The sequence below is a fragment of the Arsenophonus endosymbiont of Crataerina pallida genome, from assembly GCF_964020125.1.
Lineage (GTDB): Bacteria > Pseudomonadota > Gammaproteobacteria > Enterobacterales > Enterobacteriaceae > Arsenophonus > Arsenophonus nilaparvatae.
Map to the genome: position 1 here is coordinate 1,850,613 of NZ_OZ026540.1, position 14,314 is coordinate 1,864,926.

The 14,314-nt window shown below is 35.1% G+C and carries 12 protein-coding genes, 1 tRNA gene and 2 pseudogenes; 4 read left to right on the forward strand and 11 right to left on the reverse strand.

The annotated features are described in order from the left end of the window. Positions 1-81: 81 nt before the first annotated feature. The 4 genes from purK to ppiB form a co-directional block, all read right to left on the reverse strand. The gene (gene purK, locus AACL31_RS09825) at positions 82-1,170 is read right to left on the reverse strand and encodes a 5-(carboxyamino)imidazole ribonucleotide synthase (protein ID WP_310511920.1); all 1,089 of its coding nucleotides are present in this window, start codon (positions 1,168-1,170) and stop codon (positions 82-84) included. Then, complete coding sequence (purE, locus tag AACL31_RS09830) at positions 1,167-1,697, reverse strand: 5-(carboxyamino)imidazole ribonucleotide mutase (protein WP_032115159.1); 531 nt, start codon at positions 1,695-1,697, stop codon at positions 1,167-1,169. The genes purK and purE overlap by 4 nt, the downstream gene beginning before the upstream one ends. 127 nt (positions 1,698-1,824) lie before the next feature. After that, complete coding sequence (gene lpxH / locus AACL31_RS09835; RefSeq protein WP_310511921.1) at positions 1,825-2,550, reverse strand: UDP-2,3-diacylglucosamine diphosphatase; 726 nt, start codon at positions 2,548-2,550, stop codon at positions 1,825-1,827. Between the two features lie 9 nt (positions 2,551-2,559). Next, positions 2,560-3,054 carry a peptidylprolyl isomerase B gene (ppiB, locus tag AACL31_RS09840; RefSeq protein WP_310511922.1) on the reverse strand — a complete coding sequence of 165 codons (495 nt, stop codon included), beginning with the start codon at positions 3,052-3,054 and terminating at the stop codon, positions 2,560-2,562. Between the two features lie 270 nt (positions 3,055-3,324). Between ppiB and cysS the strand changes: the two genes are divergently transcribed. After that, positions 3,325-4,716 carry a cysteine--tRNA ligase gene (gene cysS, locus AACL31_RS09845; RefSeq protein WP_310511923.1) on the forward strand — a complete coding sequence of 464 codons (1,392 nt, stop codon included), beginning with the start codon at positions 3,325-3,327 and terminating at the stop codon, positions 4,714-4,716. 558 nt (positions 4,717-5,274) lie between these two features. On the opposite strand, the gene AACL31_RS09850 is transcribed toward cysS, so the two are convergent. Both AACL31_RS09850 and AACL31_RS09860 read right to left on the reverse strand, forming a co-directional pair. Continuing rightward, a complete protein-coding gene (locus AACL31_RS09850) occupies positions 5,275-5,844 on the reverse strand; it encodes a peptide deformylase (protein WP_310511924.1) in 570 nt (189 codons plus the stop codon). 246 nt (positions 5,845-6,090) lie between these two features. Next, positions 6,091-7,259: pseudogene (locus tag AACL31_RS09860) on the reverse strand (glycoside hydrolase family 68 protein). Positions 7,260-7,631: 372 nt separating this feature from the next. Between AACL31_RS09860 and AACL31_RS09865 the strand changes: the two are divergent. Beyond that, positions 7,632-7,820 (forward strand): ogr/Delta-like zinc finger family protein, encoded by a 189-nt coding sequence (locus AACL31_RS09865; RefSeq protein WP_310511927.1) that lies wholly within the window; start codon positions 7,632-7,634, stop codon positions 7,818-7,820. A 135-nt stretch (positions 7,821-7,955) separates the two neighbouring features. Here AACL31_RS09865 and AACL31_RS09870 read toward each other — a convergent pair whose 3' ends face one another. Together AACL31_RS09870 and folD are read right to left on the reverse strand one after the other, a co-directional pair. Next, positions 7,956-8,168: an RNA-binding S4 domain-containing protein gene (locus tag AACL31_RS09870; protein ID WP_310511928.1), complete on the reverse strand. Its 213-nt coding sequence runs from the start codon at positions 8,166-8,168 to the stop codon at positions 7,956-7,958. Positions 8,169-8,176: 8 nt separating this feature from the next. Continuing rightward, positions 8,177-9,049: a bifunctional methylenetetrahydrofolate dehydrogenase/methenyltetrahydrofolate cyclohydrolase FolD gene (folD, locus tag AACL31_RS09875; RefSeq protein ID WP_339053961.1), complete on the reverse strand. Its 873-nt coding sequence runs from the start codon at positions 9,047-9,049 to the stop codon at positions 8,177-8,179. Positions 9,050-9,236: 187 nt separating this feature from the next. Between folD and AACL31_RS09880 the strand changes: the two genes are divergently transcribed. Continuing rightward, positions 9,237-9,313 (forward strand) — tRNA-Arg (locus AACL31_RS09880). 25 nt (positions 9,314-9,338) lie between these two features. Here AACL31_RS09880 and AACL31_RS09885 read toward each other — a convergent pair. After that, positions 9,339-9,629, reverse strand: a pseudogene (locus AACL31_RS09885) (tyrosine-type recombinase/integrase); the annotation flags it as partial. A 327-nt stretch (positions 9,630-9,956) separates the two neighbouring features. After that, positions 9,957-10,559, reverse strand: a complete 603-nt coding sequence (locus AACL31_RS09890) for a hypothetical protein (protein WP_310511930.1) — start codon at positions 10,557-10,559, stop codon at positions 9,957-9,959. A 944-nt stretch (positions 10,560-11,503) separates the two neighbouring features. Between AACL31_RS09890 and AACL31_RS09895 the strand changes: the two genes are divergently transcribed. Then, positions 11,504-11,920 (forward strand): hypothetical protein, encoded by a 417-nt coding sequence (locus tag AACL31_RS09895; protein WP_310511931.1) that lies wholly within the window; start codon positions 11,504-11,506, stop codon positions 11,918-11,920. Positions 11,921-12,917: 997 nt separating this feature from the next. Here the strand turns inward: AACL31_RS09895 and AACL31_RS09900 are convergent. Continuing rightward, entirely contained in the window at positions 12,918-14,150 is a 1,233-nt protein-coding gene (locus AACL31_RS09900; RefSeq protein WP_310511932.1) for an MFS transporter, read from the reverse strand. Between the last annotated feature and the right edge of the window lie 164 nt (positions 14,151-14,314).

A 14,314-nucleotide genomic window follows, 5' to 3' on the forward strand; every position in this document is an offset into this window, starting at 1 on the left:
CTCCTAAGCAGACAAATATTGCATGAAAACAGTAAGCTTAACAATAAACTGGCTTATTCAACATGGTAGTTGTTTTTATTTTCACTCATCGTGTCGTGGGGAATGCATTAATTTTGTGTTTAGCCATCCAATACTATCGTTATATTCACTAGGAAGTAAGGTTTGTATTGTATTTAATGAGTTTTTTATCGCTTGCCGATTGTTACTACACAAATTTAGATGGCCTACTTTGCGCGCTGGACGAACGTCTTTTTCATACCAATGTAGGTGAACTAAAGGTAATGACAACCATGCAGGATTTAATGCTGTACCTATCAAATTAATCATGACTGCCGTAGTGTCTATATTAGGGGTAGGAATTGGTAGATTTGAAATGGCTCGCAGATGGAGTTCAAATTGACTAATAGATGCGCCATTTTGCGTCCAGTGACCGCTATTATGAACACGTGGCGCTAATTCGTTAATTAGCAGTTTATCATTTAAAATAAAACATTCCATTGCCATCACACCCACATAATTTAATTTTGTCATAATGGTCGACAGCATCAATTCTGCCTGAGTTTGCAATTTTTTATCTGGCTGAGGAAAAGCGATACTTGCCCGTAGTATGCCCTCTTGATGCAGATTGTATGTTAGCGGGTAAAAAACACATTGGCCATTTATATTACGTGCACCGACGAGTGAAACTTCTCCTAAAAAAGGAATGGCTTTTTCAACAATTGCTTGGCCATAAATCTCAGCTGGCAGTATTGATAGGTTATCCGGTGTGATACGCCATTGTCCACGGCCGTCATAACCACCAGTACAACATTTAACAATAACAAAATCGCCTAACTCGGTAAATAATTGTGGCCATTGTGTTTGATTGGTAAGAGGTTGCCAGGGAGCCGTTGTTAAGGCTAAAGAATCTAGCAATTGCTTTTGTGGCAACCGGTCGGCCAGTCGCGGAAAGATATCGCGATTAATAAAGCTAGCTTGGCGAGCTAATTCACAGGTAAGCGGCGTTTCGGGCCAGCGCTCAATTTCGGCTGTTATGATGCTGTGTTGATAGGGGATAGTTTCTAATTTATCATCGATACCGATAGGATAGACACTAATACCTAACGGCTCTCCTGCTTGGCGTAACATGCGGCCCAACTGGCCATTACCAAGGATGCAAATCGATTTCATTCCACCTCCCGCGGATCGGGATTGCTTAAGACGTCATTAGTTTGTTTTAAACGCCAGATTGATAAACGCTCATAAAGTTCATTATCTGTACCAGCAAGAAATTGGGCTGCCAGTAATGCTGCATTGGCTGCCCCAGCTTTACCAATTGCGAAGGTAGCCACCGGAATGCCCTTTGGCATTTGAACAATCGAATAAAGGCTATCAATACCATTAAGTGTCGCTGTTACAACAGGAACGCCAAAAACAGGAACTAACGTTTTAGCTGCTAGCATACCGGGTAAATGTGCGGCTCCACCAGCACCGGCAATGATAATTTGCAATCCTTTTTCTTTTGCTTGTTCAGCAAAGGTGAAGAGTTTATCTGGCGTGCGATGAGCAGAAACAATTTCTACTTGATAGGGTAGTTCTAGTTCATTAAGTATATCGGCTGCATATTTCATCGTGCTCCAGTCGCTTTTGGAGCCCATTACTATGGCAATTTTGGCGTTAGAATGTGACGGTTTCTGTGCATCAAATTGAGCGATCATTAATTTGTTGCTCCTGGATTTAAGTCATTTATTGATGGCAAATTAAGAGAGATCATATCATGGCCGATAAAGAAGGAAAACGTTTGCCTAAATTTTTCATCACAGGATTAAGCTGAGATGGGAAACGTTAATAAAAAGGGAAATGAAGCAGTTCGATAGTTTTAGGCGTTATTTTGATCACTGAGCCATTTTGATCCCAGGCACCTAACACCGCTCGGTGTAATATTTTACCATTAACATTAATTTCATGGATAGCAGGTCGATGCGTATGGCCGTGGATCATCCAATCGACTTGATATTTTCGAAATTTTTCAATTACTGTTTGTTCATTAACATCGGTAATATACTCTGGCTTAAGTCGGGTGGCAGATTGGCTATTCTTACGCATTCTTTCAGCGATGCGGTGGCGGGTAGATAATGGAAGCGCTAGAAATAGCCGTTGCAACCAGCGATTATATACTCGTTTTCGATAACGCTGATAGGAAATATCATCAGTACAAAGTGTATCACCGTGTAAAATGAGGATATTATGGCCATGTAGCGTTAATACTTTCTCTGCTGGTAATAAAATCATGCCACTTTCTTTAGCAAATTTCTTACCCAGTAAAAAATCACGATTACCATGAATAAAGTAGCAGGGAACACCTTTACTTTGCAGTTCCTTAAGTTCTTGCGCTATAGCTTCATGTAGCAGGCTGGGATCATCATCACCGATCCAATAATCAAAAAAATCACCTAAAATATACAAAGCCTTAGCTTGGCTCGCCTGTCCGCGTAAGAAATGCAGAAAACCGGCAGTGATAGCCGGCTCTTTTTCACTTAAATGTAAGTCAGCAATAAATAAGATTGCCATAGTTTGTAATTATTCGTTAACCGTTATGCGTTTGATGATAACATCTTCAACTGGTACATCTTGATGTAAGCCACTACGACCTGTTTCGACTCCTTTAATTTTATCAACAATATCCATTCCTTCAACTACTTCGCCAAAAACACAGTAACCCCAGCCATTTTGCTGTTCTGAACGGAAATTTAGAAAGTCGTTGTCGACAACATTAATAAAGAATTGTGCTGTGGCTGAATGTGGGTCATTGGTTCTAGCCATCGCGAGCGTACCACGGTTATTTTTTAATCCGTTATTTGCTTCATTTTTGATTGGATCCTTGGTCGTTTTTTGCTGCATTCCGGGTTGAAAACCGCCACCTTGGATCATAAATCCATTAATAACGCGATGAAAAATCGTGTTATCGTAAAATCCATCACGACAATAGTTTAAAAAATTTTTTACCGTTATGGGCGATTTCTCATCAAAAGTTTTAATGACAATATCGCCTAAATTGGTGTGAAAAGTTACCATAATCACTATCCTGATAAATCGTTATAAGTAATGTAAAAATCAAAAAGCAAAGTAATCAATTTAAAGTAGATCAACTATTTTATACCATATTGGGCTAATTGCGTCAGTATTTGTGGAATATTGAATAATTTTCTTGCGCCTTGTAGTTGCATAACTCAGAATATAGGGCTCCAATAGTTGTGTTTATTGGTAGCAATGGCCTCTTGCATAATCTTGTAATTAAAATAAACCATTTACCGCATGTACCGGCTGATGATGGAAAAAGTCTCAATGTTAAAAATTTATAATACACTAAGTCGTCAAAAAGAAGAGTTTAGACCAATTACCCCAGGCAAAATTGGCATGTACGTGTGTGGTGTTACTATTTATGATTTATGTCATATTGGTCATGGCAGAACCTTTGTCGCTTTTGATGTTATTAGCCGTTATTTGCGTTATCTTGGTTATGACCTGACTTATGTACGTAATATTACTGATGTTGATGATAAGATCATCAAACGGGCAGCTGAAAATAATGAAACATGCGACGCTTTGACATCACGCATGTTGGCTGAAATGTATAAGGATTTTGATGCGTTAAATATTTTGCGCCCCGATTTTGAACCAAGAGCAACTGACCATATTAAAGAAATTATTGATTTGACTGCGCGCCTAATTGAGCGTGGCCATGCTTATATTGCAGACAATGGTGATGTCATGTTCGCTATTAATAGCGATCCTGATTATGGACTATTATCCCGCCAAGATCTCGAGCAATTACAAGCTGGAGCGCGGGTTGAAGTCACGGATGCCAAGCGTAATCCATTAGATTTTGTGCTATGGAAAATGTCTAAACCGAATGAGCCCAGTTGGTCTTCTCCTTGGGGAGATGGGCGACCAGGTTGGCATATAGAGTGTTCAGCCATGAATGGTAAACAACTGGGTGAACATTTTGATATCCATGGTGGTGGGGCAGATTTGATGTTTCCTCATCATGAAAATGAAATAGCTCAATCATCCTGTGCCCATAATGGCCCCTATGTAAACTATTGGATGCATACTGGAATGGTTATGGTAGATCGGGAGAAAATGTCAAAATCATTAAATAATTTCTTTACCATTCGTGATGTATTGACACATTATGATGCCGAAACAGTGCGTTATTTCTTATTATCAGGACATTATCGTAGTCAATTAAATTATACCGAGGAAAATTTAAAGCAGGCTCGCACCGCGCTTGAGCGTCTGTATACCGCTTTACGAGATACTGATACTAATAATTTTATATCTACTGATAATGAAATATTTAAGCGGCGTTTTATGCAAGCAATGAACGATGATTTTAATACGCCGGAGGCTTATTCAGTTCTATTTGATTTGGCAAGAGAAATTAATCGACTGAAAGTCGATGATATGGCAATGGCGAATGGATTAGCAGTACAATTACGCCAATTAGCCAATGTCTTGGGGTTATTAACACAGGATCCTGAACAATTCTTACAAAGTCGAGCACAAGTTTCTCACAGTGCTGACATAGAAAAAATTGAGGCATTAATTAAGCAACGTAATGATGCACGCGAAAACAAATTATGGGCGCAGGCTGATTCAGCGCGTGATGAACTGACTAAAATGGGCATTATATTAGAGGATAGTTCGCAAGGAACCGTATGGCGTCGTAAGTAAAAAACAGGTTCAAATTTTAGTCTATATATGGTTGTTAGATTGATTGTTTTTAGCTAAGTTTTGGTTTGTTGTGTAAATAGCGTGGTTAAACGGAATGTTTCTTTATAGGATTTATTTCATCAGTAAACTATAAATCAATTCAGCCACCATGAGATCGATAGCGCCGGCTGTACCAATAATTTTACAAGCCGGCAGTTTTGCCAACTATATTCCGCTATTATTAATCCATATAGGCTCCTCTTTACCTAATGATATTATTATGTGATTAATACACTCTTTTGTGATCGTAAGGCTGTTTGTTGAATATCCAGTAAAGCAGCAAGTGAATGATCAGCCCATATTCCTGTTGGTATCGATTCTAATTTATTTACACTGGTACTTAAGAGATTCTTTAAGTTTGGTAACTTATAAGCTTAATTTATTATTAATGTGTTAAAAACAAATATTGCTTTGATAGTTCGTCATGTTTTCATTAATAAGTGAATTTGATTGAGCATGAATTATTTCTAAATAGCCTCATGTTTTGCCAAAGCTTTTCCTGTTAATACGACATTACCTTTATTTTTCTATTTTCATTATGTTTAAAGCTTCGGAGGTTGAAACAAATCGGCAATCATTACATAAATAATCAATATATAATTTACCATTTAAATGATCTATTTCATGCTGAATAAGCCTAGCCAAAAATCCTTTTGCGTGAACACTTATTTTCTTACCTTCTAATGTATAAGCCTCATAATGTATTTCATTATAGCGATAAACTTCGCCGATCTTATTTGGTATTGAAAAACAACCTTCCCAATCTTTAATTTGACCGGCATTTAATATAGGGGTATAAACCGGATTTATTAGTATCGTCGGTGATAAAGTATCATAAACATATTTACGTTTTTCTTTTGCCTCTGGAGGTATCTGAATAATTACGATTTTAAATGGATAACCAATTTGAGGTGCGGCTAAACCGGCTGGTTTTCCTAAAGGACTTTTTAAATTATGGAAAAATTTTTGCAAAGTAGAAATAAATTTTTTTTGCTTGCTATTTAGCGGGAATACTACAGATGTTGCTGACTTGAGTAATATATTATGATCGTCTTCTTCAATAGTAACTAATCGTACCGTATCTTTCATATTATTACCTTTATTACTATTTGTTAATGCATAACAGAAACCGATTTTATAAAGGAATAGTAGAATCAAATACAAAAATATTTTCTTCATAATTGCTAATATTCTTTTAGTTTATATAGGTGTCACTCAGAATATTGATTGACATTTGAGTTGAATAATCAAGCGTATTTTTTACTCTTCATTATGTGTTTTAAGCGATATTTTATAATGAAATCAAAAATATCGCTCAATATCAAGATAATTTATTTATCTGACAACTATGTTTTTTAGCGGTGGAATAAAGCCATAATCAAACTGTTTGACGACAAAAGTTCTATTACCAACAATTTTAATTTGCACAGTCGGTGCTTCGGTACCTCCGATACGAAATTTGTCACCACGACCGGGAACATTATCGATGAATGAAGTGACAAGACCGTTAGGCATAACATAATGTGAGTAAGTCTGAAACGGTTGGGAAGATGGATTGCCTAACACTAAACCAGAACCGTTAAGTGGTGTATAAGGGCCGAATAATGAATCGCTGACAAAACCATAAACCCCATCTGGGCCTTTCAAACCATCGGCATAAGTGTATTGATGACAATGGTAAAAAGATAATATTTACCATCTTTAAATACAAAATGTGGACGCTCTGTTTGATCATTTACACCTACGGCGGTGAGCAATGGAGGAAGTATTTCCCAATTATTTCCCGTGTTGTCTCTTGCAACTGCAAAACCAATACAACCAACTTGATACTTAGCGCCGCCTACATCCTCAAAACCTGGCGGTACATCGCCCATATCAGCGCTAGAAATAATATGGGAGCCTCTATCACCGGCAACATTACCCTCAAAGACTATATAAAGATTGCCATCATTGGGATCAATGAAAGGGCAAGGATCGCGGAAATTCCAATACTCATTCTGTTCTTCTGTCTGATAATAAACGCCATCGGCAGAGAAAAGCGGGATAACCTTGTCAAAGCCACTTAGTTTTACACTATTATTGTCAGTTTGCACTTTACCACTGACTTTAGCGATAGTAGCGCCAGGTGTAACACAAGTATAATAAAGATCAATGTCACCGTTATCATTTAGTAAAATAGGAGTACCGGCCCACTCACGTTCTGTTGGTGATACGCCATCATTCATTACTCGGCCACCGTATTGCCAACTCTTACTATTTCTGGCGTACCAAAAGCACATGCGGGCTCGGCCATGTCGATCATTCCAGTCTTTAACAATATCGTAATTACCATTTTTGTCTTTAAATCGGTCGGGTTGTTTCACCCAGATAAACAACTTTTCACTCATAACGGGGAAGTCAATATTGACCTTGGGTTGCGTTGTTGTTGGATCATCGAAATGAACCTTAAGTGCATCAGCTCGCGTCCAACAACTAGTAATAACTCTGTCTCTTAGTATGTCCATGATTTAAGTTAATCTCCTTATCTTTACAGGAGTCTTTAATCTAACAATAAAAAAACAAATTTTTAACGTTAAAAAAATCTGTCGTCAACCACACAACAAAAAGGATAAAACGCCGCGTTGCGGCTTAAAAAAGAAAAGCGAGTGGTGATGTAGGTAGTGGTAAATATATTGAAATATCAAATAATCAACAAAAAATAACAAAAAATAGATGGTTGTTGCTATCTAACCTTGGTATAACGAGTTGATGTTCCATTTTCAATGGATATTGATTTAAATAGCGCTAGTACTGAAGTACAAGGTAGAGATTTATAACGAAAACAGATCATTTTACCTCTATATAAATTACTCAATCTTAAGTTTTAGGAGGTGTATATGATGCGTTGCCCTGTTTGTAAAAATACCGCTCATACTAGAACGAGCCGTTACTTAACTAACAAAACTAAGGAATCTTATCATCAATGTCAAAATATAAGATGTTCTTGTACCTTTAAAACATTAGAAAGTTTAGCCAGAATAATTTCTGCTCCAGAGACAGAAGAAAATTTTACTATTGTTACCTGATAAGAATAATATTATGAAATATTCACTCATTAGCTTTAAAAGCTGTAAATCATTACTTAAAAATGAGTAAAAATTAAGCAGAAGATTAGCCCCCGTTATAAGGGGCATTGTTAAATATTTTTTTATAATTGATGATTACTCTTTAACTATTACGCTGTTATTAATTAAAGTGACAATATTATTTTTGCTAATTTTACAGCGTTTACGGGTTTCAATTTCACCATCAACTTTTACATCACCTTGGGCGATAAGTGCTTTGGCTGCGGCGCCGCTATCCACCCAACCTTGCAATTTCAATAAATCACATAATTTAATATAAGGCTGCCCATTTAGATGAAAGATTTCCATTTTATCGCCTATTGGTTAGTATTTTGAATATCATGATATTCTTCACAAGCTTGTAAGGTATTTTGCATAAGTGTTGCCACTGTCATTGGGCCAACGCCACCAGGCACAGGAGTGATCCAGCTAGCGCGTTGTTGTGCTTCTTGATAGCAGACATCGCCAGTAACTGTGCCATTTTCAAGCCGATTAATTCCCACATCCATAATAATGGCACCCGGTTTTATCCATTCACCGGGAATAAAATTTGGTTTACCAACAGCGACAACTAATAAATCAGCCTGCTCTATATGTTGACGTAAATTAGTAGTAAAGCGGTGGGTGACAGTAGTTGTACAACCAGCAAGTAACAATTCCAGGCTCATTGGGCGACCTACGATATTTGAAGCACCAACAATAACTGCATTTAAACCAAGTAGATTAATTTGGTAGCGCTCAAGTAAGGTAATAATGCAGCGAGGTGTACAAGGGCGTAGTCTTGGGGCTCGTTGGCAAAGACGGCCTATGTTATAAGGATGAAAACCGTCAACATCTTTGTCTGGATGTATATGTTCTAGTATCTTGATATAGTCAATAGTTTTGGGCAGTGGTAATTGAACCAGGATGCCATCAATTGCCTTGTCATTATTAAGTTGATCAATTAATTGTAAAAGTTCAGACTCAGTGGTTTTTTCCGCTAAATCATATGAGCGAGAAACAAAACCAACCGCTTCACAAGTACGACGTTTACTGTTTACGTAGATCTGTGAAGCCGGATCATTACCGACTAAAATGACTGCAAGTCCGGGAGCTCGCTTGCCTAGTGAAAGTCTCAATTTAACTTTTTTGGCAATTTCCTGTTTGATTGTTTCGGAAATCATTTTTCCGTCAATAATTTTTGCTGACATTTATTTCATTAATCCATAAAAACATTGTGATACTGCTATTTTGTCAGAAGAAAGCGATGCTGTCAGTTTTATTAGTAGTCAGAAAATGAGCAGATAGATAATTTGTCATTGAAAAGACGTTGACTCAGTGCTCAGCAACCGTATAATCCAACGACATTATTTTATTATTGAATAAGCGTTTTTCTAAGCGCCCTTAGCTCAGCTGGATAGAGCAACGGCCTTCTAAGCCGTAGGTCACAGGTTCGAATCCTGTAGGGCGTACCAGTTATTTCAATGGGTTACATCAAATTTAACTTTTCAGTTTTTTTAAGTGGGACAAATTTGGGACATGATTTTTGAATTTATTGAAAACATCGTCGATTTGTTTTGCATGTTCAGTGAGATGATTAGGCGCCAGGTGAGCGTACCTACGTACCATCTCGATAGATTCCCAACCGCCCATCTCTTGTAATACTGAAAGCGGAACACCTGACTGAATTAACCAGCTAGCCCAAGTGTGTCTCAGATCATGAAATCGAAAGTTTTCTATACCGGTTCGGTTTAGTGCGGTTCTCCAGGCAGTGTTAGAATCAACACTCATCCAAAAGTAGTCGCTGTGCTCACTTGATTTTTAATCAACTGCAAAAATATTTTTCAGTTGGCTATTTGTGCAGAATGGAAAAAAGCTAATAAAAAGTTTAATTAAATCTATTGGTAGAGGTCGTAGGGATGTAACGCCTAGTTTTGCGGGGATGTCAATGGTTTGGATATTGTTAGGTTTTATTGTTGTTGGCGGTGGTTTTACACTTTAATATGAGAGTTGATTGAATTGATATTATAGAACGCTGAGCGATAAGTTCTACTATCGCTTATACTCAGCGAAATTGATAGTTAGTTATTTTGATTTTTGCCAAGTTAGTATGTAAGTTTAATAATATGTGTGCTTAATAATATGTTTAAGCGCCCAATCATACATCATTTCTATTTTATCATCTAGTGAGTCTTTGGTGTCATTATCTCCAGAGTAGTACTCTGTATATTTGTTAGTAAAATCTATTGGATAAAATGTGTTGGTCTCTTTATCATATAGAATATTATTACAGTGTAAATCATCATGTATTATCTCTTTATCGCCTAAATCACAGATCATATGTCGAAAACGTTCCTGTGCACTCAGCGGAAATATTTTATCTTTAATGCTAGTGATTGTTACTCCAGGTACTTTATACATTCTAATATAAAATGTATCACCACTTTCTATTAGCGCGGCAGCTCCTTCTCCGTAATATTTATTAAAACAGTTTACTTCTTCTCTGGCGCAGGATTCTGTTCTATGTCTATCAATTAAATTATATAGTTTTTTTAATATGAAATTTTTATTATTGGCATCAAAATATGTTTTTCCGTGAAGTCCTTCTCCGATTAGTTCTCCTAGTTTTATATTTTTATTTTCTATATCATTTTCTTTTTGTAATGCGGCAGATATGCTGAACTGATTATGATTAAAAACACTCAATATTTCTTTTGGCATATATTCACCATTTACATAATTATGTTATTTTAATGAGGATTAATCATAACAAATGTTTTTTATGAAACAAGTTTATTTTATTAACTAATATTATTGCAATTGACGTATAATAATGATTTGTATGTAAATTTTCATAATTATACAATTAAATTTAATAGTAGCTGTTAATTTCAGTATGTGATGCAAAATATTTAAGCGATATCAATAGTTAAAGTATTATAAGATTTTAATACTTAATACTTAATACTTAATACTTAATACTTAATACTTAATACTTATTACTTATTACTTATTACTTATTACTTATTACTTATTACTTATTACTTATTATTTAGATGTTGATAATTTTTTATTGATAATAAAAAATTTGTTTTGAGTATTTTATTTTCTCTATACTTAAATAGGTTTATATGCTGTTAAAGCAAGTTTTAAATTAATTTATAACAATTAAGATAAATATTTTAATATAAAAAATATCATAAAAGTGGTGTCTAGAATATATTTAACGGTTACTTATAGTTAAGTTGAAATTTTGGATTTTAGTTGTGTATTACTTTTTTGTTGTTAGTGCATATATGATTTGCCAAAGTGAAATATACTAATTGGTTTATATTTTTGCAATAAAAAATGGGAAAATATTAAATTAGTCTTCTTCTATACTTTTGTATTTACCTAAAGAATGAAGACAATCTGTATAAAGTAGAGCTATTTAAATTCTTTGATAACTTGTTGTTGCTGCTTTTACTAAAAAACGCCGCAAATCCTTGTTATTTATCTTGGAGAGGATGTTAATAGTACAATAAAAACCAATTTTGGTTGTTCACCAAATAGAACATAGATACAGTAATACTGTACCTATGTATCAAAATTTTTAATTAAAATTAATTTATTTTAAATTATGAAGAATATAATTTTAACATCAGAGAATCAGTAGGAATTTAATCATGAGTTTATCTATTGGAAATAGTTTTTTTATAAGAGAAAAGATAACTATTGGCGATATTAAAGAAATACAAAAAAATAATTCGTCTATTCAATTAACATTATGGGAAAAAATAAAAGATTTCTTTTTTTTCACGGGAAAAGAAGAAGCTTATTCTTGTGTGGCAAAATTAAATAACTTTCTAGCAGAATTAAATTCTAAAGAAGCAACAAAAAATTTTTTAAAATTAAAATCTTTAGCATCTGAAGGACATAAAAATCACTTTCTAGAATACGGCTATCATGATAATTTTTGCGAAAAAATAAAAATTTTTGAGTTAAAAGACGATAGTTGGAATACTTTAATAAAATTTTCATATTCAAGTGATGGAGATTTTTTTTCATATCAAATTTTAGATATAAAAATAACTAACTTATAAATTCAAAAACTATTTCTGGCTTAAAATGATATGACTTAATCATGTCGCTAAATCTAATTGATTATAGCGGCAATTTTTTATTAACTATTTAAGCAATAAAACGGCAGAGGTTTATAGATAAAAAATAATTGGCTAATACTGCAGAAAATTAGGAGAAGTCTATTTTTGTTACTGAGGTGTTGCGATAGAAGCCGAGCGGTAAATTCATTTTGCAGGGCATATGTGTATAACACAAACCGGATATTCTTTTTGGTATAACATACATTGCCTGTCGCTTTATCTTTTTAGGTTTGTTTAGTCTGACTTGTTATTATTTGCTAAAGAAAGTTAAGTTCTCCTAAAAGAAGAAACAGTGAATATTTTAAGTAATAATTTGATAATTCATCCTCTCATTATTAAATAAAACATTTTTAAACTTAATCACAGAATACTTTTTTTACTGTTAAAATTAAAAATCACTGCGTATTAGCTAAATTGTCGTTGATTGTGTTTATAGGAATACAATTATCAGGGTCGTCAAAACGTATAAAACATTTAGCGCTTGATTTTCTATTTGTATCTTTAGTTATATTGCCATTTTCAGCTAATAATAAATAACTAAAGGATAAAAAAACGTAACAATAAGAATTTTGTACAATGATTGCATAATTTACGTTCCATAGATAAATAAAATTTATTAACCAATAATACGCAACTTATATGCTAACTCAATAGCATTAGTGTAAAGGCAATAAAATTCTATCAAGATGTAAGTATTGTATTTTTTATATAACTTTTTACACTACCAGTGTGAGAGACTATTTGGTAGTTAACCAATAAAAATTTTCTTAATACTAAATATAAAATAAAGGGTAAATCTCATATTATTTGGCATCCACTTTTCCTGTCGTAAAAGAGGTGGGGCTAAGATAAAAATGCTAGCGGGAATGGTTGGATGTATAAGTTTCATTAGCCACAGCTGGTAGCTGTGGCTGTTCGGATGATAAGAAAGAAATTGTCAAAGTTGTTTAATCGTGGATGCTTCTTCTTTTCGGGGGAGTTTGTAAGTAAAAAACGTAGCTAAAAGCAACCAGCATAACCCGCAAAATAAATTTAGCAAATTAAAGGCACCTTCATCTCTCCATAGATAAACTATTTTGGCAAGCTCTATGCCTAAAATAAATATTACCATGTTAATGATGCCCATAGCGGCAGAAACAGTGCCTTTGCTGACATCACTGGAAAATAAGGTTAATCGGATTAAACAGGCGTTCGTCATTCCAAGCCCGAATGCGTATACAGTTAGACCCGCAGTTATCCATAGGTAAGCGCCTGATGAGGAAAATATTGAACTGGCAGCTATTATCAGACCAATGATTATCGGCTTACCACCAAATTTGATTAACTGAACTAAAGTTTTTTTTCCAGTTAGACGGCTTAATGTTAGGTTCCCAATAATTAATCCACCGAAAACTGGTATTTGTAATAATCCATAGATCAGCATTGAGAGCTGTTCTCCACTTATGATAATAACAGGGGAGAGTGCTATCCAAGCTAGTAGCGGTACGGCGGCAAATCCTATTGCAAGTGCGCCGCTGATAAAATGCTGATTCTTCAGTACCTGTTTATAATCACGCCATAAATGGGGAAAAGATAATGTTTCCTCTTTTTGCGTTACGGTTTCTGGCATGAAGAAGAATAAGCCGACGAATGCGATCAAAGCTAAAATAGCAAAAATAATAAATATGCCTTGCCAGTGAAGGATATTGATTAAGGTAGCTCCGGCCAATGGCCCCAGTAATGGTGCTATCAAAGCCACATTGGCCATTAGTGCAATAATTTTGACGCAGACGGTTTCGTTGAAAGCCTCTTGAATAGTTGCATAGCCGACTGAACCGATAAAGCACAGCCCAATGCCTTGTAAGAATCGCATGGCAATGAATTGCTCAATATTCGAAACGAGCAAAATGGCTAAACAGCTAATAATAAAGAACAAGACGCCAATAAGCATAATTGGACGTCGACCACGTCTGTCTGATAATGGGCCAAACAACCATTGTAAGAAGACGCCCCCGGCCAGAAATGCTGTCATGGAGGTGGGGATCCATTTTACGCCAGCATTGAAATTTGCTACCACTTCTAACATGGCGGGTTGGATCATATCGTTAGCGATGTACACGCTAAATTCAAATAACGTTAAACTTAACGGAAAGAATATACGTTCTGACTTTGACAAAGAGGATGTGCGCATGAATTTATTCTTATTAAAATAGGTAACTGTATGGCCCGCTTTGAGTATTGATACAATAGTCAATAACGGATAGGTGTAATTTTATTGCAATTAGTATAACAAAATCCAGTCTCTTTTATCGCACAGTAGATTAAGGTAAGCATGGAATTTTAGTGTTGTTATTA

What these genes read in the sequence shown, in the direction of transcription:
- purK (WP_310511920.1), bottom strand. Translation starts at nt 1,170, where the DNA reads ATGAAATCGATTTGCATCCTTGGTAATGGCCAGTTGGGCCGCATGTTA.
- purE (WP_032115159.1), bottom strand. Translation starts at nt 1,697, where the DNA reads ATGATCGCTCAATTTGATGCACAGAAACCGTCACATTCTAACGCCAAA.
- lpxH (WP_310511921.1), bottom strand. Translation starts at nt 2,550, where the DNA reads ATGGCAATCTTATTTATTGCTGACTTACATTTAAGTGAAAAAGAGCCG.
- ppiB (WP_310511922.1), bottom strand. Translation starts at nt 3,054, where the DNA reads ATGGTAACTTTTCACACCAATTTAGGCGATATTGTCATTAAAACTTTT.
- cysS (WP_310511923.1), top strand. Translation starts at nt 3,325, where the DNA reads ATGTTAAAAATTTATAATACACTAAGTCGTCAAAAAGAAGAGTTTAGA.
- AACL31_RS09850 (WP_310511924.1), bottom strand. Translation starts at nt 5,844, where the DNA reads ATGAAAGATACGGTACGATTAGTTACTATTGAAGAAGACGATCATAAT.
- AACL31_RS09865 (WP_310511927.1), top strand. Translation starts at nt 7,632, where the DNA reads ATGATGCGTTGCCCTGTTTGTAAAAATACCGCTCATACTAGAACGAGC.
- AACL31_RS09870 (WP_310511928.1), bottom strand. Translation starts at nt 8,168, where the DNA reads ATGGAAATCTTTCATCTAAATGGGCAGCCTTATATTAAATTATGTGAT.
- folD (WP_339053961.1), bottom strand. Translation starts at nt 9,049, where the DNA reads ATGTCAGCAAAAATTATTGACGGAAAAATGATTTCCGAAACAATCAAA.
- AACL31_RS09890 (WP_310511930.1), bottom strand. Translation starts at nt 10,559, where the DNA reads ATGCCAAAAGAAATATTGAGTGTTTTTAATCATAATCAGTTCAGCATA.
- AACL31_RS09895 (WP_310511931.1), top strand. Translation starts at nt 11,504, where the DNA reads ATGAGTTTATCTATTGGAAATAGTTTTTTTATAAGAGAAAAGATAACT.
- AACL31_RS09900 (WP_310511932.1), bottom strand. Translation starts at nt 14,150, where the DNA reads ATGCGCACATCCTCTTTGTCAAAGTCAGAACGTATATTCTTTCCGTTA.